The 24,017-nt window shown below is 45.3% G+C and carries 17 protein-coding genes and 2 tRNA genes; 10 read left to right on the forward strand and 9 right to left on the reverse strand.

Features of this window, described 5'->3' with window-relative positions; all coding sequences use genetic code 11:
• Positions 1 to 26: 26 nt before the first annotated feature.
• Positions 27 to 102: transfer RNA gene (locus H3V12_RS01685), tRNA-Lys, on the reverse strand.
• A gap of 485 nt (positions 103 to 587) precedes the next feature.
• On the opposite strand from H3V12_RS01685, the gene H3V12_RS01690 reads away from it, so the two are divergent.
• The 3 genes from H3V12_RS01690 (at position 588) to H3V12_RS01700 (ending at position 3,868) form a co-directional block, all read left to right on the forward strand.
• A complete protein-coding gene (locus H3V12_RS01690; RefSeq protein WP_198212352.1) occupies positions 588 to 2,153 on the forward strand; it encodes a TerC family protein in 1,566 nt (521 codons plus the stop codon).
• Between the two features lie 97 nt (positions 2,154 to 2,250).
• Positions 2,251 to 2,823: an NAD(P)H-dependent oxidoreductase gene (locus H3V12_RS01695; protein ID WP_075868620.1), complete on the forward strand. Its 573-nt coding sequence runs from the start codon at positions 2,251 to 2,253 to the stop codon at positions 2,821 to 2,823.
• Positions 2,824 to 2,848: 25 nt separating this feature from the next.
• Positions 2,849 to 3,868 carry a dihydroneopterin aldolase gene (locus H3V12_RS01700; RefSeq protein WP_198212354.1) on the forward strand — a complete coding sequence of 340 codons (1,020 nt, stop codon included), beginning with the start codon at positions 2,849 to 2,851 and terminating at the stop codon, positions 3,866 to 3,868.
• 50 nt (positions 3,869 to 3,918) lie between these two features.
• Here H3V12_RS01700 and H3V12_RS01705 read toward each other — a convergent pair whose 3' ends face one another.
• The 3 genes from H3V12_RS01705 to secD form a co-directional block, all read right to left on the reverse strand.
• Entirely contained in the window at positions 3,919 to 4,884 is a 966-nt protein-coding gene (locus tag H3V12_RS01705; protein ID WP_198212355.1) for a YbhN family protein, read from the reverse strand.
• Positions 4,881 to 6,650 (reverse strand): YbaL family putative K(+) efflux transporter, encoded by a 1,770-nt coding sequence (gene ybaL, locus H3V12_RS01710; protein ID WP_198212357.1) that lies wholly within the window; start codon positions 6,648 to 6,650, stop codon positions 4,881 to 4,883. The genes H3V12_RS01705 and ybaL overlap by 4 nt, the downstream gene beginning before the upstream one ends.
• A 161-nt stretch (positions 6,651 to 6,811) precedes the next feature.
• Complete coding sequence (gene secD, locus H3V12_RS01715) at positions 6,812 to 9,358, reverse strand: protein translocase subunit SecD (RefSeq protein WP_198212359.1); 2,547 nt, start codon at positions 9,356 to 9,358, stop codon at positions 6,812 to 6,814.
• Positions 9,359 to 10,676: 1,318 nt separating this feature from the next.
• Here secD and H3V12_RS01720 point away from each other — a divergent pair.
• The gene (locus tag H3V12_RS01720) at positions 10,677 to 12,983 is read left to right on the forward strand and encodes a mechanosensitive ion channel domain-containing protein (protein ID WP_343211714.1); all 2,307 of its coding nucleotides are present in this window, start codon (positions 10,677 to 10,679) and stop codon (positions 12,981 to 12,983) included.
• A 1-nt stretch (position 12,984) separates the two neighbouring features.
• Positions 12,985 to 13,251 (forward strand): hypothetical protein, encoded by a 267-nt coding sequence (locus tag H3V12_RS01725; protein WP_075868605.1) that lies wholly within the window; start codon positions 12,985 to 12,987, stop codon positions 13,249 to 13,251.
• Positions 13,252 to 13,748: 497 nt separating this feature from the next.
• Here H3V12_RS01725 and H3V12_RS01730 read toward each other — a convergent pair.
• Positions 13,749 to 13,835 (reverse strand) — tRNA-Leu (locus H3V12_RS01730).
• Between the two features lie 707 nt (positions 13,836 to 14,542).
• Between H3V12_RS01730 and ilvA the strand changes: the two genes are divergently transcribed.
• The 5 genes from ilvA (at position 14,543) to H3V12_RS01755 (ending at position 20,354) form a co-directional block, all read left to right on the forward strand.
• Positions 14,543 to 15,811: a threonine ammonia-lyase IlvA gene (gene ilvA / locus H3V12_RS01735; RefSeq protein ID WP_075868601.1), complete on the forward strand. Its 1,269-nt coding sequence runs from the start codon at positions 14,543 to 14,545 to the stop codon at positions 15,809 to 15,811.
• A 38-nt stretch (positions 15,812 to 15,849) separates the two neighbouring features.
• Positions 15,850 to 16,380 carry a hypothetical protein gene (locus H3V12_RS01740; protein ID WP_198212361.1) on the forward strand — a complete coding sequence of 177 codons (531 nt, stop codon included), beginning with the start codon at positions 15,850 to 15,852 and terminating at the stop codon, positions 16,378 to 16,380.
• Positions 16,381 to 17,016: 636 nt separating this feature from the next.
• Positions 17,017 to 18,528, forward strand: coding sequence for a DEAD/DEAH box helicase (locus H3V12_RS01745; RefSeq protein ID WP_246787464.1), 1,512 nt, complete (start codon positions 17,017 to 17,019; stop codon positions 18,526 to 18,528).
• 442 nt (positions 18,529 to 18,970) lie between these two features.
• Entirely contained in the window at positions 18,971 to 19,831 is an 861-nt protein-coding gene (gene sseA / locus H3V12_RS01750) for a 3-mercaptopyruvate sulfurtransferase (RefSeq protein WP_198212362.1), read from the forward strand.
• Between the two features lies 1 nt (position 19,832).
• Positions 19,833 to 20,354 carry a GNAT family N-acetyltransferase gene (locus H3V12_RS01755; protein WP_198212364.1) on the forward strand — a complete coding sequence of 174 codons (522 nt, stop codon included), beginning with the start codon at positions 19,833 to 19,835 and terminating at the stop codon, positions 20,352 to 20,354.
• Positions 20,355 to 20,700: 346 nt separating this feature from the next.
• Here H3V12_RS01755 and H3V12_RS01760 read toward each other — a convergent pair whose 3' ends face one another.
• From H3V12_RS01760 to H3V12_RS01775, 4 genes are read right to left on the reverse strand one after another with little or no spacing between them, the layout of a single operon-like run.
• On the reverse strand, positions 20,701 to 21,417 hold the full coding sequence (locus tag H3V12_RS01760) for an ABC transporter ATP-binding protein (protein ID WP_198212366.1): 717 nt from the start codon (positions 21,415 to 21,417) through the stop codon (positions 20,701 to 20,703).
• On the reverse strand, positions 21,414 to 22,163 hold the full coding sequence (locus H3V12_RS01765; RefSeq protein ID WP_198212368.1) for an ABC transporter ATP-binding protein: 750 nt from the start codon (positions 22,161 to 22,163) through the stop codon (positions 21,414 to 21,416). The genes H3V12_RS01760 and H3V12_RS01765 overlap by 4 nt, the downstream gene beginning before the upstream one ends.
• Positions 22,160 to 23,149, reverse strand: a complete 990-nt coding sequence (locus H3V12_RS01770; RefSeq protein ID WP_198212370.1) for a branched-chain amino acid ABC transporter permease — start codon at positions 23,147 to 23,149, stop codon at positions 22,160 to 22,162. Before H3V12_RS01770 ends, H3V12_RS01765 begins: the two co-directional genes overlap by 4 nt.
• Positions 23,150 to 24,013, reverse strand: coding sequence for a branched-chain amino acid ABC transporter permease (locus tag H3V12_RS01775; RefSeq protein ID WP_198212372.1), 864 nt, complete (start codon positions 24,011 to 24,013; stop codon positions 23,150 to 23,152). It lies immediately after the preceding gene.
• Positions 24,014 to 24,017 lie beyond the last annotated feature (4 nt).

Genomic DNA, 24,017 nt, shown 5'->3' on the forward strand with positions numbered 1-24,017 from the left:
TGTTTGATTTTGTTTGAAAAAAAGATTGGTGGGTGATACAGGGATCGAACCTGTGACCCGCTGATTAAGAGTCAGCTGCTCTACCAACTGAGCTAATCACCCACAGTGACGTTGTCAAACAACGGATAGCGGTTCTATAGCGTTCCTCATGAATGATGTCTATAGAAAATTTTTATTTTTTCTGCCTTTTTATTCTATGTTGAATGGCCCATTCCGACGATTGAGAAAATATCTTGATCTTCACCTGAAAACGTCTCATTATATAGCTTTCATTCATTGCGTGTAACAAAGGTTGTTACCGGTAGAGAGAGGACGATCGAGCGTAATGCCCGACCAAAATTCAGAAGACCCTTCTTGTAGTATCGAGCGGTACAGGCCGTTCCGGGGGAAAATTTATTATTATCAATCTATCAATTTTTCTTGTGCGTTGAGATTAACAGCCCGACGCAACAAAACGTTTTTTGCACCCGTTAAAAGGATGGACGTTCTCCGTCGTTTTTCCGGCTACGGCTTTGAGGAATAACATGATCGGTATTGTTTGTCCTCAATCTCTCTCCTGTCTTCGGCCTTTTTCCGGGAATTGATGAATGTTTGAATGGATCGCAAATCCCCATGCGTGGATGGGCCTTGTAACGCTTATCTTTTTGGAAATCGTTCTGGGCATCGACAACCTTGTCTTTATCGCAATTCTGGCAACGAAACTTCCTGCTAAAGTAAGAAACCGTGCCCGCCTGACGGGGTTGAGCTGTGCACTGGTCATGCGGTTGATACTTTTAACCGCTATGGGTTGGGTGATGACACTTGACCAGCCTTTGTTTTCGGTTGGCAATTTCTCGTTCAGTTGGCACAGTTTGATTCTCATTGTTGGCGGCGCATTTCTTCTCGCCAAAGGAACTCTTGAACTCCACGAAAGACTGGAGGGCGAGGTCGAGGAAACCGGAGCTCCTGTGGCTCACGCTGTCTTCTGGCAGGTCATCGTGCAGATTGTTGTTCTTGACGCAGTGTTCTCTCTGGATAGCATTATCACTGCAACGGGTATGATCCCGAAAGACCAGATGATGGTGATGTATCTGGCGGTTATCATCGCGATGGCTGCCATGATGTGGGGGTCGGGGCCGTTGATGGAATTTGTCAATCGCCATCCCACTGTTGTCATTCTCTGTCTCGGCTTTTTAATGATGATCGGCTTCAGTCTGATCGTGGAAGGATTCGGTTTTCATATTCCGAAGGGATACCTCTACGCGGCAATCGGTTTTTCCGTTCTTATCGAAGCATTCAACCAGATTGGCCGTCACAACCGAGAAAAACTGATTTCGACAAATGATTTGCGTGAACGCACAGCAGGGGCGGTTCTAAGGCTTTTGGGCGGAGGTAAAAAAGAAGGCAATCTTGGTGAAACTGTTGATTTGATTGCAGAACAAGCAGCCTCGTCGCAAATTTTCAGACCCGAAGAAAAGCAGATGATTCGTGGGGTGCTTGATCTTGCCGACCGGCCTGTCCGTTCGATTATGTCTCCTCGAAACGAGATAGAGTGGCTTGATCTGGATACCAATGAAGAGGAAATGCGTAACGAGCTCGAGCAATTCAAACATAGCCGTCTCGTGCTTGCCCGCGAAAAGGTCGATGAATTCGTCGGTGTGGCGTTGACAAAAGATTTGCTGCTTGATCTTGCTGAAGGCAAAAACATTGACTGGCAAAAGGCTATGCGCCAACCTTTGGTGGTTCACGAAAACACAAGTGTTTTGCGTTTAATGGAAAAATTGCGCCGCTCGCCCATACAACTTGCCATTGTTGTCGATGAACATGGCTCTTTTGAAGGTGTCGCAACCCCAACCGATATATTGGAAGCGATCGCTGGCGATTTTCCCGACGAAGATGACGAACCGGTTATAGCCGAACAATTGAAAGATGGCAGCTTTATGGTTGAAGGTTATGCGGATATTCGCCGGTTGAGTGGATATCTCGAGAAAGATCTCGTGGACGAGAATGATCGTTATACCACTCTCGCCGGTTTTATGTTATGGCATTTCGGACATTTGCCCACTACAGGCGAAAATTTTGATGCCGAGGGGTTCAATTTCAAGGTGATTGAAATGGACAGGCGCAATATTTCGAAAGTTTTGATATTGCCAATTAAAAAACAGGACCAGTAATTTTATTAGATAATAATCGGTGTTTGATAGAAACGCGTCATTGAACAAAGACAGTTTTAAAGTATAAAATAGTTTCTCAATCGAAGGGAAAGAAAAAATGAAACCACTTTTGCAGATCATTGTCACATCGACGCGCGCAGGTCGCGTAGGCAAGAAGTTGGGAGACTGGCTTTGTTCATACGCTGAAAGTCATTCAAATTTTGATGTCGAGTTGATTGATCTGGCAACAATCAACCTGCCATTATTTGATGAACCGAAACATCCTCGTCTCCATCAATACGAACACGCCCATACGAAAGAATGGAGCAAATTGATTGCAAAAGGTGATTGCTATATTTTTGTTATTCCTGAATATGATCATTTGCCGCCTTCATCTTTTGTCAATGCGGTCACCTATCTTGCCAATGAATGGAGCTATAAAGCGGTTTCGTTTCTGAGCTATGGTGGTATTTCGGGTGGGCTTAGAGCCGTGGAAACAGCCCGTTTGATGGTTAATGCCGTAAGAATGGTTCCAATTCTGGAAACATTACCAATTCCGCAATATACCCAATATCTTGATGAAAACGGTTATTTCCTGCCGAATGCAGCGATAGAAGGCGGCGCGCAAGCAGTGTTGGACGAGCTGTTCAAAATGAATAATGCTTTGAAAAACATCCGCCCCAAATTCTAATCGGACATGAATATCGGAAAATGTGATGACTAAGTTTTTAGTCGCACTTGAAGATCAGAATGACGCGCGGATTGCTTATAGCGTTCGCGCCGATATTGTTTTGCTGTCGGGCACATTGCAAAAAATACAAAAGCTTTGTTCGACCCTTAGGAACATGCCCGACTATTTTCCGCAAATCTGGGTAAAAACTTCAAATCCACATCTGGTGACCGCCAAGGTTATGGAAAAATGCGGAGCAAACCGGATTGTTGTTTCAGCTTCTCCCGACAAACTTCCTGCATTTCATAAAACACTGGTCACTCAATGTAGCGGTTTTCCTCTGGTAGCGTCGATGGAAGCGGGAGATTCACCAAACAATTCATTGATTCCGATTATTAGCGCATTGGGGTTTGCCGGTATTTTGCTTCAGCCGCGAGATATGGAGCAGACCATTTTAAGCCAGATGAAAATCGAAAATATCGGCCAGTTCATGGAAAAATCACGAGCGTCCAATCTGGAAGCCGGCGTTCTTGGAATGATCGAAGCGCCCGATATACCGCGTCTCTTGCCGTATTCCCCCGACTGGTTGGGATTTGTCGTCAGGCATCCTATCAAGTCCGGCCAATTTGGTGATGATGAAACCAATTCATTAATGCGCGCACTTTTGCCATTTGACAGCGGGCAGGAACAAAGCAATGGCGATACCGGACTAGGAACCGACCGTATTATCATTGAGGATTTTATCCTTCCGATGGAAATTGGTGCCTATAAACGCGAATATGGGCATAAACAAAAAGTCCGTTTCAACATCAAGGCCGATGTTGAACGCTTGTCTTCAAATCCCGAAGATATGCGACATATCTTTTCATATGATCTTATTCTTGATGGCATCAAGAATCTTGTTTCCCTCGGACATGTCGAACTGGTTGAAACATTGGCTGAACGCATTGCCGCACTCATTCTTGCTTATCCAAGGGTTCAAAGGGTGATTGTGCGTGTAGACAAGCTAGAACTCGGCCCAGCTGCCGTTGGCGTGGAAATCGAGCGATATCGGAAGAAGGCCTGAACTGTCCTCTTTTCAGCCTATGTAATTCGCCTTTTTTGCTGCTCAGCTTTTCAGCTTTTTGACGAGTTGTTTTCGATATTGGAATTGCGCTGCCGATATTGACTGATTTCGAATGCAGCAACGAAGAACAGCGAAATAACAAGCGGAATGATGAGATAAAGCAGCCGGAATACAATCAAAGCCGAAATAACATCGGCCGGATTCATATTCGGCATGCCGGCCATAAACAGGGCTTCCAATACGCCGACGCCGCCAGCGGGTGCGTTAGATAAAAGTGTGACTGTAAAGGATGCTAGAAAGACGCCCAGTACGACGATAAAACCGGGGTTTCCGACATCGGGCAAAGTCGCGTAGATAACGCCTGCAGCACCGATCAACTCGAGTGGTCCGATGATTAATTGTTGAACGACAATGCTGAAATGGGGATAAGAAATCTGGAACGATTTGCCAATTTTTAAAGGGCGCAACTGCAACAGGCTGCCTAAAATATAAAGCCCGACAAATGTCAGCATGCCTACGCCGATTGTAATGGCGAGCCATGAGGGAATTCCTTCATGGACGAGTGTTACCAGATCGGGGCGGATAACCAGTACAAGGCCGGAAAGAAGAATTGTCCCAAGAGCAAAAGTGAAAGAACAAAAAGCCACGAGCACGGCTATTTCAACGCCCGTCAGACCTTTTTTGCTGTAAGCGCGATAACGTACAACCGCGCCAGAAAAAACCGATGCGCCGATATTATGGGAAAGTGCGTAAGTGGTGAATGAACAAATGGCGATATAGTGGAGCGGTATTTTCTTTCCCAAATGTTGCAATGCTATGCGGTCGTAGCCGGCAAGAGCCGCATAGGCGAGCAGCGCAAAAAAACCGGCGAGAACCCAGTGATGCGGGCTGAGTGCGCCAAGGCGGTTCGTGATATCGGCAAAGGAAATCGCTGATAATTTATGGTAGAGAATATAGATGGAAACCACCATTGCGATGACGCCGATAAGCGGCCAAATATATTTCTTCAGTTTCATGCGTTTCCACTCGTATTTTCCGGCTTTTTCACCATATCTGGCGATGTCCGGTCTTTAGAAGGCACATTTGTGTCCCCATCGCAATAGCGCAAATGTTTTAACATACCTTTAGCGATTTCTTCGTCATCCGTCACTATGGTATTCGCACCCATATCTTTTAAATAGGCCGTTTCCATGTCCGTTACAGCATGGGCGATGATGTCTATTTTGGCATTTGATTTGCGAGTTTCGGCAACAATCTTTGCAGCATCAATTGCACTTTTCGTTGAAATGACAAGTTGTCGTGCCGTGCTCAAATTGCCGGCTTCAAGCACTTCCGTACTGGCGGCATTGCCGAGAATTGCTTCGTTTTTCTGTTCCTTGGCATTTTTTATGGCCTCGGCATTATTGTCGATAATAACGAAAGGCGTTTCCAAATTTTGAAGAGAAACGGCAATCCTTTCACCGATATCGCCGAAGCCCACAAGAATTATATGGTTCGTTTTTATCGTTTTGACCAACCCGTTTTCATCGTCCCCGCCAATATCAAGAACCGTATTTTCGCCGTTTTTTGTCTCGAGACGAGAGCGGATTTTATCGGCAACGATAGAGACGAGCGGGTTTAAAAGAATGGATAGGATTGCGCCTCCAACAATAAGGTCACGTGCTTCGTCATTGATAATTCCCAATGCAGTTCCAAGACCTGCAAGAATAAAGGAAAATTCACCTATTTGCGCAAGACCCGCTCCGATTGTCAGCGCTGTTGCATATGGCCGGTGAAAAAGACGGACAATGGCATAAGCTGCAAGAGATTTGCCACCGATAATGATGATGAGCGTAACCAGAAGGGGGAAAAACGCAGTAATCAATTTTGACGGGTCAAAAAGCATTCCGACCGAAACGAAAAATAGAACTGCAAAAGCATCACGTAGGGGCAGGGTTTCTTCTGTTGCTCTCTGGCTAAGCTCGGAGCTGCTCATAATCATTCCGGCGAAAAACGCACCAAGAGCAATAGAAACGCCGAAGAGATGCGCAGAAAAAAACGCAACGCCTAAGGCAATTGCCAGAACGCTCAAGCGGAAAAGCTCTCTGGAGCCGGATTGCGCGGAGATTTTCAAAAACCACGGGATAACACGGCGCCCGATGACAAAAGTGACAATGATAAACAGAACAACTTTGGCAATTGTCAAAAGAATTGTTCCAAAGAGCCCCAATTGCAACCATTGCGCCAGCGGGTCGGCTTCGCCCGCAACGTTTCCACCTAACGAAGTTGATAGGGCGGGGATAAGCACCAAGGCGAGAACCATTGCCAGATCCTCGACAATAAGCCATCCGACGGCAATACGCCCGCGTTCTGTTTCAATCAGATTACGCTCCTGAAGAGAGCGTAAGAGCACAACGGTACTTGCTGTAGAAAGCGCTAATCCGAAGACGACGCCACCGCCAAAGCCCCACCCCATGAAAAGACCGAAGCAAAGACCCAATAATGTGGCAACCGCCATTTGCACAATGGCACCGGGAATGGCTATTGCCTTGACCGATAGAAGATCTTTGACAGAAAAATGTAGCCCGACGCCGAACATTAACAGAATGATGCCGATTTCGGCAAGCTGATTGATCAAATGTGAATCAACACGAAAGCCACCGGTGTGAGGGCCGACAATGACACCGGCCAGAAGATAGCCAACCAGTGGCGAGATTCGTAAACGATTGGCGAGAACACCAAACAGGAATGCAAGACAGAGTCCCACAACAATTGTTGTCACCAATGGTGTGTCCTGTATCATCTGTGGCTGATATTCCCTCCCTGACTTTCAAGTTCTGTTATTCTGATATGTAGTGGCTATAGACACGATTTGTGTTAAGCTTATGACATAAGGGAATTATTTTGATTATAAAAAAGCCGGTATGAAGAAACCTGTTCATACCGGCTTTTCGCAATTTTTTATTATGCTTTCTCCGGATTTACATGCGGCTTATCTTCGATAAGATCGCGTCCTTCATGGTGGTGATGCCACCAGTTGCCCAAGAAAAGCAGGATCGGTGCTGCAATGAAGATGGATGACGATGTTGCAATGACAACGCCGACAACCATCGGAACCGCAAAATTGTGAACCGCGCTACCGCCCCAGATCGCCATTGGCAACATGGCCAGAACAGTTGTTGTCGAAGTAAATATACAACGGATAAGCACCTGATTGATCGACATATCGACCAATTGCCGCAAAGCCATCTTTTTATAAAGTCGCATATTTTCACGCATACGGTCGTAAACTACGACTTTATCATTGACCGAGTAGCCGACAATTGTGAGCAGCGCCGCAATCGCTGTCAAATTGAAATCAAGCTGGAACAGCGCGAAAAAGCCGACCATTTTCGTTGTATCGAGGACAATGGTAACAATCGCACCAACAGCAAAGAACCATTCAAACCGCCACCAGATATAAAACATCATGGCAATTGCTGCGAGAACGACAGCAGTAAAACCTGCTGTTGCAAGTTCACCCGAGACTTTCGGCCCGACAACTTCTATCTGGTCGAAAGTGACATCCGGATAGATTATTTTGACAGAGGTCTTCAACTTTTCAATGGCTGCGGTTTGCTGGGCTTCACCGCCATCCTGCTGTTGAACCCTGATGAGCACGGTGTTCTGGTTGGAAACATTTTGCAAAGCAATTTCACCAAGCCCCAATTGCCCGAGTGTGGAACGCAATGTTGCAAGATCGGCAGGTGCTTTGGTCGTAATCGCCATCTGGCTGCCCCCCATAAAATCAATGCCGAAATTAAGGCCGGGCTTGAAGAACAGAACGATTGATGCGATTGACAGGAAAATGGAAACACCGATGCCGATGAAGCGGGCATTCATAAAATGGAAATTGGTGTGTTGCGGAATAAATTTGAAAAATGAATGGATGTGCAATTTTGTAATTTTCCATTCACGTACCACCCACGACATAATGATGCGAACGATCGTTACGTCGGTAAAGAGCGAAATTACAATACCAAGAAGCATTGTAACCGCAAAACCGCGTATCTGGCCGGTGCCGAACCACAATAGCAAGACGGTGGCAATGGCGGCTGTCACATTCGCATCGATAATGGTGGAAAAAGCATGTTTGAAGCCACGGTCAAGTGCCGCCATTGCCCCCATGCCTTTTTCGCTTTCCTCGCGAATACGTTCATTGATAAGAATATTCGCATCAACTGCAATGCCGATGCCGAGAATGATACCGGCTATGCCGGGTAACGTCAGTGTTGCACCGATAAGGCTTAACGCTGCAAATGTCAGCACAGTATGAAGAGCAAGCGCTATGTCGGCAATAATGCCCCAAAGGCCGTAAAGGAGGAAGATAAAGAGCGCGACGAGAACAAATCCGGCAATACCTGTGTAAAGCCCCATCCTGATGGCATCAGCTCCAAGATCAGGCCCGACAGTACGCTCTTCAATCACCGTTAAAGGTGCAGGCAACGCACCTGCACGTAACAAGGCAGCAAGGGTGGAAGCTTCTTTCGGTGTGAAGTTACCGGTAATTTGTCCGCTGCCACCGGGAATGACACCTTGAATGGTTGGGGCAGTCAATACTTTATTATCAAGTACGATAGCAAACGGCTTTCCTATATTCTGGCGTGTAATTTCGGCAAAGGCCTTGGCACCGATTGTATTGAGTTTGAAAGATATCAGTGATTTTCCCGGTATTTGCGGGTCAAAACCGGCCGATGCATCAGTTAACACGCTGCCATCAAGCGAGACCTGATCGTAAATAGGAAAACGTTGGTTTTCGTCGGTGTAGCCTGGCAATATCGAAACGCCGGCGGGCGGGTTGTTCATGTCAATATTGGTTGGAACGAGGTGAAATGTCATTTTTGCGGTCGTTCCCAAAAGATCGCGCAATTGCTTCGGATCCTGTAACCCCGGTAATTGAACTTCGATACGATCGAGACCTACTTTTTGAATACTCGGCTCTGCAACACCTACCTGATCCACGCGCCGGCGGATGATTTCCAGACTTTGGTCAACCGCGTTGTTGACACGATATTTGATGCCTGCATCGGTGAGCAAAACACGGATAGCGTCGTTCTGCTCGGCAACATCAATATCGGAATCGGAGGCACGAAAAGCGCCGGCAGAAATTGGCGTCGCCAACTCTTTCAAGGCTGTCAGTGCGGTTTGGCGCTGCCCTGCATCGGGAATAACGGCTACGATCGAATCACCGATCATACGCACGCTTGTCGATTGGATTTGCTTTTCACGGAGTTTGCCACGAACATTATCAAGAGCTGTTCTCAATTGGTCACGTTTGAGCGATTTTGCGTCGACTTCAAGAACGAGGGAAGAACCACCTCTCAGATCAAGCCCCAGAACAACTTTTGTCTGACGCATGAATGATGGCAAATATTCAAGCTGTTTTTCAGTGAGCAGATTTGGTAATGCAACCAGAATCCCCAATAGAAGAATGACAAAATATAAAGTTGTTAGCCAGCGTGGTGTTCGCATAAAATCCATCCAATAATTGGCACCTGAAAAACACGTTCTATATTACGATTTGGTGCAGAGAAGAACCATCTTTTTCAATTTTTTAACATTGAGGCTGATAACACGTATTATCGTGTAAGGAAAATTCTATCTACCATTTATTTGCCATCAATTTCCGACACCGATGTCTCATTTCGGCGAATACTGCTCATTTTGATGTCAGTGGCTCACTGAATTGGAACTTGAATTGACGACCGGTTCTTTAACTGTTTTGTTTTTCTAAAATAATTTTATAGTTGGATTTACGATAATTTATTTCAGGACGATATGGTTTTATCGGCTAAATGCAGCTTGCTTTTATAAAACGGGGCAAGCAAAATTTTCGTGCATGAAGCGCTTAGAGAAAGCTTGATGATTGGGCTTTTGTTGCGTCATTTGGGGAAAGCATGGACATTGCAGAAATTCGGAATTGAAATATGATTTAACGAAATGGCTTAGCTTCTTCTTAAGTGCGATAAAGCACTATATGGCCGGAAACGCATATCGTCACGTTCAGGTTGCAGCTTGTGCGCCAGCTTATATCTCTCTAAAACTATAATGAGGTGAAATCGATATTTTTTTCAGTTGTGCTCCATTCGTTTATTGATTCAAACGTCGTAAATAACCCATTGAAAAAAATATGACTTTGTTTCCGGTGGAACGGTTTATTTTCGAAATTATACCAGGATTTAAAGCTTGAATTTGTGACCAAAGAATATTTTGGGTGAAAAATGCACTCAAAACTCATCCGAGAATTCAGAAAATGATTCCGGATTGTCATTCAATGAACTGAATTTACTAAATATTTTTATTTGTGATGGACCGCATTTTGACGGCGTTTTTGAACCTTGGCAAAGATGATCGTGGATTTGAAGCGTAAAAGCTATTCTACATGCGATCGCAGTGCTTTTGAATAAAGTGGCATTTTTATAATGAAGCCGCTTTCAGAATAAGAAATTCACTTTTCTATGTTGCCAAAACGTCAGTAAATTTTAAATGCAAGAGGGATTGGTAGATATTGATGAAACTGTAAATAATTTTGTTGGCAAATCCAAATTGGGAAGGCTAAATTTAACGAACCTTGGCAACAAAACTTATGAGTTGTCATAGTTTTGCAAAAATCATGTAGGAAAAGAAAAAATAGCAGTTGAGTCCTTCTCAGTCTCTCTACAAATTGCTTTGTTGTTTTTAAAATCTATATGCGCGATTCGTAATCTTTATAAGAGTGGTCAGTTCGTTGAACTTTAAAAATTTCATTCGCAAATGCTGTTTTGTCTACGCTCTGGTGTGTGGCTTGTCGGTGGCTGCATTGCCGGTTTTTGCGGCTATGAGCGATGCGGCAGATGCGCAAACACCTGCTACAGCCGATAATTCGGTTTTAAGTCCGGCTGATCTTGTGAAACAACAACAGGCGGTTGTGAATGGTTATAAAGACCAGCTGAAAGAGCTTTTGAAGAATTACGATTCCGGACAGGATGACGATTCAGCTTTAACCGATATCCGCAATAAAGCGCAGGATATAAATGGCAAGATTATAGGGACAGCGCTTCTGTTTCGCTCGCCCTTGAATGACATTAACCTGCGTCTCGACCAATTGGGTGAACCGCAAGAGGGCGTGCAGGAAGCTAAAACTGTAACCGACGAAAGAAACAATCTTCGCCAGCTCAAAGTTAAAATCAATACTCTGGTTGGCCAATTGGAAGACTGTTCGATTGATTCCAATCGTTTGGTTGAAAGAACAATTGCCCAGTCACGTGAACTCTTTGCAAGAACTTTGACCCACAGGGTCGAGTTCTCGTCACCTTTGGGTACTCAAATTGCCCAATCTGCAAAAGATGCGGGCGCGGACTTTTTCTCTTTAATTTTTTCTTGGTGGCAATTTGTCTATCAATTCAAGCTGTTAGCTCTATGTGCTAGCATTTTGATTCCGTTTTTTGTCGCGTGTATTCTGGCGATTTCAACGCATAAACTGATCGGTCGTGTGAAACACGAGGCAACGAAAGAAGATGAAGATGCTTCCTATTTGAAGCGTTTGTCGTTTGCATTCGTTGCGACGCTTGTCCCGACGATGATATGCGCGGTTTTTGTGATCCTCGTTCTGATATTTTTCAATTATCTTGGAATAAGTTGGACAAATCTTGATCTCGTGTTCCGCTCTGCTGCCGATGTTGTCATGCTGGTATTTTTCATTGCCCGCATGTCGTTTGTTATTCTCTCGCCAAAGCTGCCGGAATTGCGTTTGATGAGAATTGCTCCGCGGCCTGCTCGTTTGCTGATTGTGCTATTGACATTATTGGCTTTGGTGATGGGCCTCGATTATTTCCTGAATGCTGTCTATCGCGCGGTATCGGCACCTCTTTCGCTTGCAATTGCCAAGAGTTTTATTTCCGTTATCCTTGTTGGTATTATCATTCTTGCCATTTCGTTTGTGCGCGCAAGAACCAGCACCGAAGATGACAAGAAGGTTACATCGTGGCCGCTTTACATCCGCATTCCGCTTATTGTGGTCGGGCTATTACCTATTTTGACGGCTCTTGCAGGTTACGTCGGTATGGCACGGTTCATCTCCCAACAGATCGTGGTGAGTGGTGCTTTTCTCGTTTTAATGTATCTGGGCATTCAAACAGCACGTGCAACGGCGGCGGAAGGGGCATTTGCTAAAACATTTATCGGGCGCCGTCTGGTACAACGGTTCAATATTGATGACAGTACAATGGATCAACTTGGACTGGTTGCCGGTATCCTTCTCAACATCGTTGTGATTGTTGTTTGCGTTCCTCCGATCATTATGCAGCTCGGCTTTTCGGCTGCCGATATTTTTTCCGCTTTTATTCACATAATGACCGGCTTCGAGATCGGGAATGTTTCGATATCGCTCGTTGGTATTTCAATCGGCATTATATTTTTCCTGATCAGCTGGTTCCTGATCCGCTGGTTTATCGGCTGGCTTGACGGAACGGTTCTCGCGCGCGGAAAAGTAGATTCAGGTGTAAGGAATTCAATTCGCACAGTTGTCGGTTATGGTGGCATTGCACTTTCCGCGCTCATTGGGCTATCGGCGGCAGGTTTCAATTTGAGTAGTCTGGCACTGATTGCCGGTGGCCTTTCACTTGGTATCGGCTTTGGTCTTCAAAATATCGTCCAGAATTTTGTCTCCGGTCTTATTCTGCTTGCTGAACGTCCGTTCAAGGTTGGCGATTATGTCGAGACAGGAACAATTGTCGGAATTGTCAAACGTATCAGCGTGCGTGCAACAGAAGTCGAGACGTTGAAACGGCAAACAATCATCGTGCCGAATTCGAGCCTCATCAACAATAATGTCGGCAACTGGACACACCGCAATAAAATCGGTCGTGTCGATGTCACTTTTACTGTTCCGGCCATGTCCGATCCTGAACATATTGTCGATGTGTTGATGGAAACGGCTAATAACACTGAGGGCGTTCTAAAAAATCCTAGCCCGTGGGTCAGCTTTTCAAGTTTCGACAGCAACAATTTCAATTTTACACTGGCAATTTACGTGCCCGATATCACATCAACAATTGCCGTTACAAACAAGGTTCGCTTCCAGGCCTACAAGCGTTTCTCTGACGAGGGAATTACCTGATATGAAAAAATGGTTTTTTGTCATCGTTGCTTTGCTATGTCTTGGCTCTCAGGAAGGATTCGCCGCAACGATAAAAAATACCGATCAAAAGACACAGTCTCTCGTGGTTGCCGAAGGCAGTTCCCGCCGCGACGTTTCTTTGAAGGCCGATCAGACAGTCGATATCTGCCCCAAAGGATGTTTTGTGACTTTTCCAAATGGTGACCGGTTCGCGATCAAGGCGACAGATACGATTGAAATCAACGGAAGTCGGGCAAGCTTCAAATAAGCGGCCGGCTATATTGGCAATATCAATATCATGATGAACGTCACGCGTTTTTTGCAGACGATAGAGTCGTTGTCTCCAAAACCGGTTGTTTTCTATTGCATGACGTGTTTTACTTGATCATGTTCAATGCATAACGGAACGGAAAGGGCTCACAGCCAAGTGTGGTATCACGCTTGTCTGTCAAGATAAACGTGTTGATGAGAGAGTCCTTAAAGATATATCGTCTGGCATGAAAGGCGCGTTGCCTGGAACTATTTTGTTTTTAAATTCTATTGAAGCGGTAAATGCTTTCGTTTTTTGGGGAAAGGTCTGATTTTAAGAAAAGGTCCGATCCCGATTTTTCGCTGATTAGCCACTAAAATGAAATCTCCAAAATCAAGCTCATGGATAATCACTACCGGAAAAATTTAAATTTCCGAGAATGCATATGAACGTTACGCCTGATGAACCATCATCTTGATGCAATAACCCGAAACTGCGTGAAAGGGAGTAATAAGTGGTGCGGACGGCGGGACTTGAACCCGCATGATCTAAAGATCGAGGGATTTTAAGTCCCTAGCGTATACCAATTTCGCCACGTCCGCAGCACCTGTCCTTATAGGGAACGAAGAACAAAAAGAAAAGCCAAAATTTCGATTAAAAACGTCGTGCTCCGGATAGCCACAACATTTGTAAAAAGCCACGACATCTGTAAAAAATAAAAGGCAACCGCTAGCCAGATAACCTCGCTGTTATGATATTGCCGAATTTTCCGATAAAATTCGATGGCGCCGAAATTCCATCACCTGAGAGGCCTGTATATTGCTCGTTTAAAGGACTTTGCAATTTTTTTTATACTATTAAGGCGTATTCTACAAAAGCTTAGCTGTGTTTAAGAAATATTATTTCAATTTGTATGAGCTATATTTTTGGACAGAATATGTAAAACGTAAAATATCTCTTTGATATAATACACGTTTTTTTATAATATTAATGCTATCGAAGGACCTATATTGACATTGAATTTTTAAAAATTTTATTGACATTGATAAGAAAATCAGGTGACGAATTCTCGATCTATCGTTGTCAATAATTCTCTTTTTCGTACGAACACAATTTATGAGCAATTCTATTGTCAATCAACATGAAGAGTGGCTTCAACCCGATTGATTTGGAAGCAGTATTTTTTGTGCCTCTGATGCTTTTTAATGCGAATTTTTGTTGAATATAATCCTGTTTGTTCTAATCTGCCAAAGTCGGCTTTGTGAAAAAGGCCATCTCGAATTTTATGAAATAGAAAGCATTTTATATCATGAGTGAGTTTGTTCAAGACGTGGCAAAAGCTGCCAAAGCTTTGCGCAGTCTTTTTGATGAGACCCCGCTTCAGCGGAATGAATATCTAAGTCACAAGTATGGTGCAGAAATTTACCTCAAGCGTGAAGATCTGACTCCGGTTCGCTCCTATAAAATTCGTGGTGCTTTCAATTTCATTTCGCAGATGCTCGATAAGGTTTCGCCAGAGGCTGCTTTTGTTTGTGCTTCAGCCGGTAATCACGCCCAAGGTTTGGCTTTTGCTTGCCATCATTTTAAACGTAAGGGCGTCATCTTTATGCCGGTAACAACGCCGCAGCAAAAGATCGACAAGACACGTACATTCGGTGGCAAATATATTGAAATTCGTATGATCGGTGACACATTCGACGAATGTTATGCGGCTGCCAAAGCGTTTGTTGCCGATGGGGGCGGGGTCATGGCACCGCCTTTCGACGATATGCGGATTGTGACCGGACAAGCGACCGTTATGTATGAAGCCGCTGAACAGTGGAAGGAACTCGTTGGCGACGAAAAGCCGGATTTGGTCATTATTCCGGTTGGCGGCGGCGGGCTGGCTGCAGGCATCAGCCATTTTATTCGTGAAAGCGGCTGGACAAAAACCCACATCCACTTTGCCGAACCGGAAGGTGCCGCCAGTCTCTATACCAGTCTGAAAGAAGGTAAACGCGTCAAACTGGAAGATGTCGATACATTTGTTGACGGCGCTGCCGTTGCGCAGATTGGTGAATTGAATTTCAAGATGCTGAAAGGTTTTTCACCTTTCGATGTTTCGATTGTTCCGGAAAATCGTTTGAGCGCCACAATGGTTGAAATGCTGAACGTTGAAGGCATCGTTCTTGAACCGGCAGGTGGCCTTTCGATTGACGCATTGAAAAGCATTTCTCCTCAGGATTTGAAGGGTAAAAAAGTTCTTCTTATTATTTCTGGCGGCAACTTCGATTTTGAACGTTTGCCGGAAGTTAAAGAACGCGCATTGCGCTATCAGGGCTTGAAAAAATATTTTATTTTCCGTTTTCCGCAACGCCCCGGTGCATTGCGCGGCTTCCTCGACCAATTAGGGCCGGATGATGATGTTGCGCGCTTCGAGTATTTGAAGAAATCGGCGCGTAACTTCGGTTCCGTTCTTATCGCTATCGAAACAAAGCGGTTCGAGAATTTCGCGGTTCTTGAAACCAAATTCAAAGAACTTGGCTGGGCCTATCGCGATATCACCAATGACAGAGTATTGTTTGATTATATTATTTAAAAAGATCAAACAGTTATATTGAATAAAAGGTGTTTTCAATGAAGTTTCTTTCGTCACTTATTTTCGGCCTGACAATTTTCTTATCAGGCGCGGCATCAGCAAGTGCTGCCGAACCGGATTCTATCCAGAAGGCGGAACTTAACGGCCTTGTTGCGGAAATTAATAATGCAGCACAAAGAAAAGATGTGACCTTCATTGCAAACAATATGCCCGAGCGCCTTTTCAAAGAAATGGCGCTCAGGCTGAAGACTGATGAAGCAACGCTGAAGCAGAGTTTCGTAAAACAACTGGATAGTCAGTTCGCAAGTCTTCCTGCTAACGCCTATCACCTTGATGGCGATAAGATAGAATATTGCCAAACTTCAAAGGGGGTTCCTTATGCACTCGTTCCAACGCGGATCGAGACGAAGGAAACAATTGCTCAATATCCGACATTGGCAATTCTTGATAACACCAAATGGCACCTGATTTATGGCGGGCAGAGAACAGTTCAAAATCCTGTATTTCTGGAGATTTATCCGGATTTTCAGGATGTGAATATCCCCCAGGAAACAATTACACGGAAATAGGCTCGTCGATAAACGACGCTTGAATGCTTTCGTGACGTTGCGTGAATGTTTTTTCCTCTTGGGGCCTTTTTCTGTCAGACGTTGAAATCGGTAAAACGACAAAACAGCTTTCTCCGGATATTGTTTAACCGGTTTTCTTCCGGTGTGAAGATTTGACGACGGGAAGTGTTTAATTTTTTGGTGACAAGAACGTGTGACTTCCTCTGCGGTCGCGCGACAATCAATTTTATCGTTCATGAGAATAACTACTAGCGCCAATATCAAGATCACATATGTGACTAGTCCCATGTGTGCGGGTAAATGATCCAAATTGGAACGTGAGTGGTGTGAAATTCAAGTCAACCAACTCGCGTTTTTTATGGAAAAATTTATTATTGATGAAACCGGTTGCTTTTTCGTACGGTTTGAACGATAAGACGCCTTGTGATGCTTGGGTTGGATTGCCAACTTTCTATTTAAGAGACTTCGTAGCATCATTCACCTCGGTTGAGGTGTTCATTGGTCGCGCAAGTCGCTTCAAGGTTTATCCTCAAGCGTTTCGTCCTTATTTTTTGACTGTTCCTGACTTCCGGTTGCGCGGAAGGCAAGGATTCTAAATGGCCTGCCCAAGAAAACGCGGCAGGGAAAGATTATATTTTGAAAACACAAAATTCGAATGCCTTCGAGGCATTGGGGGTATCACCGGTTCTTGCTAAAAATTTGCTGAAAGCCGGTATGACTGACCCGAAACCGATACAGGAAGAAGCTATTCCTTCCATGCTTGCAGATTGTGACCTGCTAGGCATTGCACAGACAGGCTCGGGCAAGACACTGGCTTTCGGTCTTCCGGTCTTGACGAAAATCCTTTCAATGGGCGACAAACGCCGCCCGAGAACGGCTCGTGCTTTAATTCTGGCTCCTACGCGCGAACTCGCCGTGCAGATTGAAGAGGCTATCCATATGGTCTCGAAAGGTACTCATCTCTCGACAGCTCTTATTCTTGGTGGCGTTTCCAGAAATTCACAAATCAAAAGAATGGCGCAAGGTGTTGACGTTCTCATTGCAACGCCCGGAAGGCTCATGGATTTGGTCCATGAAAAGAGTGTTGATCTGTCAAAGACGGACTTTCTTATTCTTGATGAAGCCGACCGTATGCTTGATATGGGATTTATCAAGGATGTTCGCCAGATCGCAAAACTTGTTGCCAAAGACCGCCAGACAGCACTGTTTTCCGCTACCATGCCGAACGAGATTGAAAAGCTTGCCGAGACGCTTCTTCGTGACCCCGTTCATGTTGAGGTTGCCAAACAAGGAACGACGGCTGCCGAAATCAATCAGGTGCTGCATAAAGTCGACCGGCGTGACAAAAAAGATGTTCTTAACAAACTTCTGACCAATCCGGCATTAAGTTCGGTCATTGTTTTCACGCGTACAAAGCATGGTGCTGATGCCGTGACGAGAAATCTTGCAAAAACCGGCTATTCAGTTGCAGCAATTCATGGCAACAAATCACAAAATGCGCGGCAAAAAGCGTTAAAAGGCTTTCGTGATGGAACGGTTCGCATTCTTGTCGCTACCGATATTGCAGCGCGAGGCATTGATGTTCCAGGTATAAGCCACGTTATCAATTACGAGCTTCCTGACGAAGCTGAAAGCTATGTGCACAGAATTGGGCGCACGGGGCGTAATGGTGCTCATGGTGAAGCCATTACACTTTATGACGAAAGTATCGAGAGTGCGCGGTTGAAAGCTGTTGAACGCGTTATCCGTATGAAATTGCCGCGCGAAGATGTTCCGCCGCAGTTCGGTCCTTTGCCGGAAAAACCGCATAGTGATCGTGAGGGTAGTGAACAACAAGCCGGTGGCGACAGTCATAACGGTGGGCGGGAAAAGAACAAGGCTCATCGCCGCAAACGTGTTTTTTCAAAGGCCACAGATCATAAACAGGGTTCACGGAAGGATGCACCGCATAATGCATCTCATAGCGAAAGCGCTACAAAGGAAGACGGTTATCGTATTTCCAATAAAAGTCGGAAAGGTAACGGCCGCAGGAGAAATAGCGAAAAACTTGATGCACGTAGTGATAAACCGGTAAGCCCGAAAAGAAAAAGGCCGAACAACCGTAAAAAACCGGTTAGATTAAGGAAATCTGTAAGGCGTGCAGCCTAAATTTTCAAGGTTGGCATCGGTCTGTATTCCCATAGGAGGGCAACAAAACCGGTTTTGATGCGTTTGTTTTAAAATTGAAATTATGATTTAAGCCCGAAAGAATATAGCGTCTTTCGGGCTTTTAGTTCTTTAAGACAAGAAAAGTCGTGCGGGTAAAGTCTTCAGCCGTCATGTAAGGAAAACTGTTTGCGACGACGATAAAATAAATATCGTTCTTCCAATAAAATTTTAGAAAACGGCATTGAATTTTCTTAACGCGGCTTGGGCGATTTGTTCCAACTCTCATGGGGAAAAAACGGAAGCAATTGTTCTTCATATTATCCAATTTGATCGCTATAGGCCTTGCATCGCTTCATAACTTGTCTAGTATATTTTTTGACAATTTTTGAAACCGGTCAACATCGGTATAAGGTTCCGGATAACAAGAGGGCCGTGATTTGTGATGAAAGAACAGAGTGAATTTATTGTCTCGGACGATTGGTTGAAAGCGCGTCTTGGTGATTCCAAACTTTCAATTCTTGATGCTTCATGGTATTTGCCGGCGGCAAAACGGAATGGACGTGAAGAATATGAAAAGGCGCATATCCCGGGCGCTGTATTTTTCGATCATGACAAGGTTTGTGACGAGACTTCGGGTCTTCCTCATACGCTTCCGAGCCCTGACAAATTTGCACAATTTGCAAGTGATATGGGGGTTAATGCAGACGATACGATTGTGATTTATGATAGTATCGGCTTTTTTTCGGCACCACGCGCATGGTGGATGTTTCGTGTCATGGGGGCAAACAACGTCTATGTTCTTGATGGCGGTTTTGCAGGCTGGAAAGAAAAACATTATCCGGTTACGGGCGAACCGACGAAAATCAGGAAAACATTATTCAAAGTCAACTTTGACGCTGAAAAAGTTGTACTTATCGACGAAATGCGTGAGCTTGTTGATGGTAAAACCACGCAGATAGCCGATGCGCGTAATCATAAACGTTTTTTGGGTGAAGAAGCCGAACCACGGCCGGGAATGCGCTCGGGTCATATGCCGGGTGCGCACAATATTCCTTTTGCGACATTATCCGAAGGTGGCAACTTCAAAGACTTGAGTAAGATTAAAACAATTTTCAAGGATGCAGGCATCAATGTTGCGGCTCCGGTTGTAACGACGTGCGGTTCCGGCGTTACGGCAGCTGTGCTTGCCTTGGCGCTTGAATCACTGGGTAACCATAATGTAAGGCTTTATGATGGGTCATGGAGTGAATGGGGGTCTAAAAAAGATACGCCGGTTGTTACAGGCAATAATGGGGATAAATAATATGCCACATTTTCTCAATGCGCGCGTCACACATCTGGAAATGTACGAGCGACCGAACATAACCGTGCCGTCGCCGCTCAATATGCAAATTGCGATAATGCCTGCCCATCATATGCCTGTTCATTTTTACCGTTATCTCTATGAGCAGATTGGCAAGGCGCATCACTGGAATGTGCGCCGGAAGATGACCGATGATGCGTTGCGCGACCTCATACAGTCGGAAAATACCGTTATACAGATTCTTTATGTCGATGGTTGTCCGGCGGGATTTGCAGAAACAAATCTGAAAGAATTGCCGAAGTCGACCGAAATTGTCTATTTTGGTCTTGTTCCGGATTATCAGGGTAGGGGATTATCCTATTTCTTTTTTAATGAAATTTTGCATTCCGTGTGGGAAACAAATCCGGATAAAGTCATCATTCAAACCAACACATTGGATAGCCCGCGAGCTTTGCAGCTTTATCAAAAATGCGGCTTCACGCCGGTGAGCTATAATGATGTTATGATCGAGCGTTGGGATTGATTGTCCGGATAAATGGTCCGATTGTTATCATACCGTTACAACCCCATTTTGTGAGGCAAACGACAAACCGGATTCATTCTGGCAATATAATTTTACGTAAGCCTGCTTATTTCCTGATATGCGCCCTAACAACGGGATCGTAAACGTTCACTGATCGAATGATTATAGTGAGAGTGTGGATACTTTGCCGAAATATTGATTTTTGGAAATATTTTTCATCAATCCCACGCTTTTGATGCAATGGCTTCTTTCTTACTGCGGCGAGAAACGTACTTCCCTTACGTAACGTGTATGTATTCCGAAACTTATAATCTCTGTTTTCCAAAACCGGTAGGGGCAGACAGAGCTAGTGCAAACTTCCGACACCAAGCAATTGTTCGATAACGTCATGTTGACCGGATAATTCAACAGGTGAGCCAGACCATGCAATTCTTCCCCGTTCAAGAATGATTGCATGTTCGGCAAACTCTAATGCCGGTTCAATACGCTGTTCGACCAACAGCACTGTCATATCATGGGTTTTTCCCATTTGTGCAAAAGCGTGCATCAATTCTTCGCAGATGACGGGTGCCAAACCTTCCAACGGCTCGTCAAGGAGAAGAACTTTCGGCTGTCCCAACATAGTGCGGGCGGTTGAAAGCATTTGTTGTTCTCCTCCGGAAAGTTGCCCGCCGAGGTTTTTTCGCCTTTCTTTCAGCCGCGGAAACGTGGTATAGGCTTCCTCGATCGCCGATACAGGGCGTTTTTTTAAACCGGTCATGAGATTTTCTTCAACCGTGAGGGTTGGAAAAATATCACGCGTCTGCGGGACATATCCAAGACCTGCCATAGCTCTTTCCGAGGTCGAAAAGCGCGTCACATCGGTGTCGCCCAACACGATGCGCCCGCCGAGATAGCGTGTCAGACCCGCGATTGATGCAAATAGTGTTGTTTTACCAACTCCGTTTCTTCCCAAAATGGCAAGACGGGAGCCTTTATCCACCGTAAAGCTGACGTTCTCAATGACTTTTGTCTGCCCGTAACCGGCTTCGAGCTGCTCTATTTTCAACGACAATGCCGTCATTGCGCATAACTCCCCAAATAGGCAACGCGCACGTGCGCATTGTTGACAACATCTTTTGGTGAACCGTCAAATATCACTGCACCGGCGGCAAGAACTATGACGCGGCTTGCAAATCTGAACACAAGATCCATGTCATGTTCGATCATGAGAACAGAAAGATCTTTCGGTAAACGGGCGAGAGCATCTTCGATGCGTCCGGTTTCACTCTGTGGTACACCGGCGGCCGGTTCATCCAATAATAAAACTTTGGGGCGCAAAGCCAAAGCCAAAGCGATTTCAAGCAAGCGTTGTTGGCCATAGGCCAGATTGGCAACCTTTATCCTTGCGAGCGTTTGTAAGCCGAGCGTAGAAAGGATTTCATAGATTTCGTCCATAATATGGGACATGCGACGATAATTGCCAAATATATAGCGGGCTTTTCCTTCCACTTGTAACAATGCAAGCGCTATATGTTCTTCCGGTGTCATATCGCGGAACAAGCGAGTAATCTGGAAACTTCGTACCAACCCTTTCCTGACGCGTGAAATTGCATTTACAGACGTGATATTTTCGTTGTCGAGAAAAACGCCGCCACTATCAGGTCTGAGGTGACCGGTTACCAGATTGACGAAAGTTGTTTTTCCTGCACCATTGGGGCCAATCAATGCGACGCGATCGCCTTTATCCAATCCGATTGAAACATTATCCGTTACTGTCAAACCGCCAAAACTCTTCTTCAGGTTCGAGACCTCGAAAATCTTGCTCATTTTTCTCTTCCCCTCATGTGGTTGCGCCACAGGGTAAAAAGTCCGAAAAGGCCTTTTGGTGCAAAAAGCACGGCAACAATCAGCAATATTCCGACAATCGACATCCAGTAAAACGGATTGATAGCGGAGATAATATTTTCAAACCAGAGATAAGCAGCCGAACCTATGAGCGCACCATAAAGTGTTCCGGTTCCTCCGATAACAAGCATAACCAATGCTTCTGCCGACATTGTGAAGCTCAGACTGTCCAAACCGACCACCTCGGTAGAAATTGCGTTCAACGCGCCGCCAATACCGGCAACGGCGCCGGAGATGATAAACATCACCATTTCATTTGAGCGGACTGAGGCTCCCATTGCTTCGATGCGGACAGGGTCCTCTTTGATGCCGCGACACAACATACCGAAAGGTGACCGGACAATGAGGTTAAGCAAAACGAGAACCACAACCAGCAAAGTGGCCGAATAGAAGAATGCTGTGACCCCCCACAAATCGAACTCGAACATGCCAAAGAGGGGGCTCACCGTAATACCCGAAAGACCATCACTGCCGCCGGTCCATGACGATGCTTTGTTGGCAAATTCGTGAAAGAGGTGAACCACTGCAATAGAGAGAACCAATTGCGCCAGTCCTTTCGCCCGAAGGATAATCAATGCGGAAAAAAATCCTGCTATGGCACCTGCAAAGAGGCCTACGATTGTCATTAAAATCGGATCCGTTATAGAAAAGCGAACCGAAGCGATTCCCGCAGCATATGCACCGGCACCAAAAAGTGCGGCGTGCCCAAGTGTGGCTATTCCACAATAACCGGTTACCAGATCCAATGACAGGACGAGTAAAGCAATAGAGATAATCCGTGTGAAAACTGCGAGATTATCAGGAAAGAAAAAATAAACCGCGGCGGTAAATATTGCAATAATACCAACAGCTGAAAGTATAGAACGGTCGCGGTTCGGGGTTGCTTGTAAAACGTTTATATTCGACATTTATTTCATCCTCCCGGCCAGTCCGCGAGGAAACAGCGTAACAATGAAAATAACAGCAAAATAAAAGAAGAATTCACCGAATTCCGGCGCGATATATCGACCTGTTGTGTCAATGACACCCAGCAACAGGCTGGAAAAAAGTGCACCGGGAATGGAACCGGCACCGCCGATGGAAACAACCACCAGAAATACAACCATGTAACGCAGTGCATAATAGGGATCGAGCGGCAGGAGTTCGGAGCCGATGATTCCACCCATTGCTGCAAGGCCGATAGCAATGGCGAAACTTACCGCATAAATGATCTGTGTTCTTATTCCCAGCGCTTGAGCCATATTGGCATTATCAACAGCAGCGCGTAATTTTATTCCGAAATTGGTTTTCTCGATAAGAAACCATAATCCGGCTGCAACAACCATGCCGATGACGATCAGAAACAGACGTTGTTTTGGCAATGCGCGAAAACCGATGTCGACCGAACCGGTTAGAAAATCGGGTAAGGGAATGGTCTTGAGCGTCGGACCTGCGACATAATTTGTGACCCCGATGACAAGAAAAGTGATGCCGATTGTCATTAACACCTGTGTGAGTTCCGGTGCGCCATAAATCTTGCGATAGAGAAACCGTTCGGCGGGAATTGCGATGAGAATAGTCAGAACAATTGCAAGGATCATTGCAACAAAATAATGAAGCCTCAACTCCATAACGCCGTAAGAGGCAAGGTATCCCCCTATCATGGCAAAAGCACCATGCGCGAGATTCACCACGCGCATGAGTCCGAGCGTGACAGAAAGCCCGATGGAAATAATAAAAAGAATGGTTCCATAGGCAAAAGCGTCAATCGCAATGCTCGCTAAAGTTTCCATAAGT

Origin of the sequence: Bartonella sp. W8167 (assembly GCF_016100335.1) — a bacterium.
In the GTDB taxonomy this organism is placed as follows: domain Bacteria; phylum Pseudomonadota; class Alphaproteobacteria; order Rhizobiales; family Rhizobiaceae; genus Bartonella; species Bartonella apis.

Coding starts and splice junctions, on each gene's coding strand:
- H3V12_RS01695 (WP_075868620.1), top strand. CDS start 2,251: ATGAAACCACTTTTGCAGATCATTGTCACATCGACGCGCGCAGGTCGC.
- H3V12_RS01760 (WP_198212366.1), bottom strand. CDS start 21,417: ATGACGGCATTGTCGTTGAAAATAGAGCAGCTCGAAGCCGGTTACGGG.
- ybaL (WP_198212357.1), bottom strand. CDS start 6,650: ATGATACAGGACACACCATTGGTGACAACAATTGTTGTGGGACTCTGT.
- ilvA (WP_075868601.1), top strand. CDS start 14,543: ATGAGTGAGTTTGTTCAAGACGTGGCAAAAGCTGCCAAAGCTTTGCGC.
- H3V12_RS01690 (WP_198212352.1), top strand. CDS start 588: ATGTTTGAATGGATCGCAAATCCCCATGCGTGGATGGGCCTTGTAACG.
- secD (WP_198212359.1), bottom strand. CDS start 9,358: ATGCGAACACCACGCTGGCTAACAACTTTATATTTTGTCATTCTTCTA.
- H3V12_RS01770 (WP_198212370.1), bottom strand. CDS start 23,149: ATGTCGAATATAAACGTTTTACAAGCAACCCCGAACCGCGACCGTTCT.
- sseA (WP_198212362.1), top strand. CDS start 18,971: ATGAAAGAACAGAGTGAATTTATTGTCTCGGACGATTGGTTGAAAGCG.
- H3V12_RS01725 (WP_075868605.1), top strand. CDS start 12,985: ATGAAAAAATGGTTTTTTGTCATCGTTGCTTTGCTATGTCTTGGCTCT.
- H3V12_RS01755 (WP_198212364.1), top strand. CDS start 19,833: ATGCCACATTTTCTCAATGCGCGCGTCACACATCTGGAAATGTACGAG.
- H3V12_RS01740 (WP_198212361.1), top strand. CDS start 15,850: ATGAAGTTTCTTTCGTCACTTATTTTCGGCCTGACAATTTTCTTATCA.
- H3V12_RS01765 (WP_198212368.1), bottom strand. CDS start 22,163: ATGAGCAAGATTTTCGAGGTCTCGAACCTGAAGAAGAGTTTTGGCGGT.
- H3V12_RS01775 (WP_198212372.1), bottom strand. CDS start 24,013: ATGGAAACTTTAGCGAGCATTGCGATTGACGCTTTTGCCTATGGAACC.
- H3V12_RS01705 (WP_198212355.1), bottom strand. CDS start 4,884: ATGAAACTGAAGAAATATATTTGGCCGCTTATCGGCGTCATCGCAATG.
- H3V12_RS01700 (WP_198212354.1), top strand. CDS start 2,849: ATGACTAAGTTTTTAGTCGCACTTGAAGATCAGAATGACGCGCGGATT.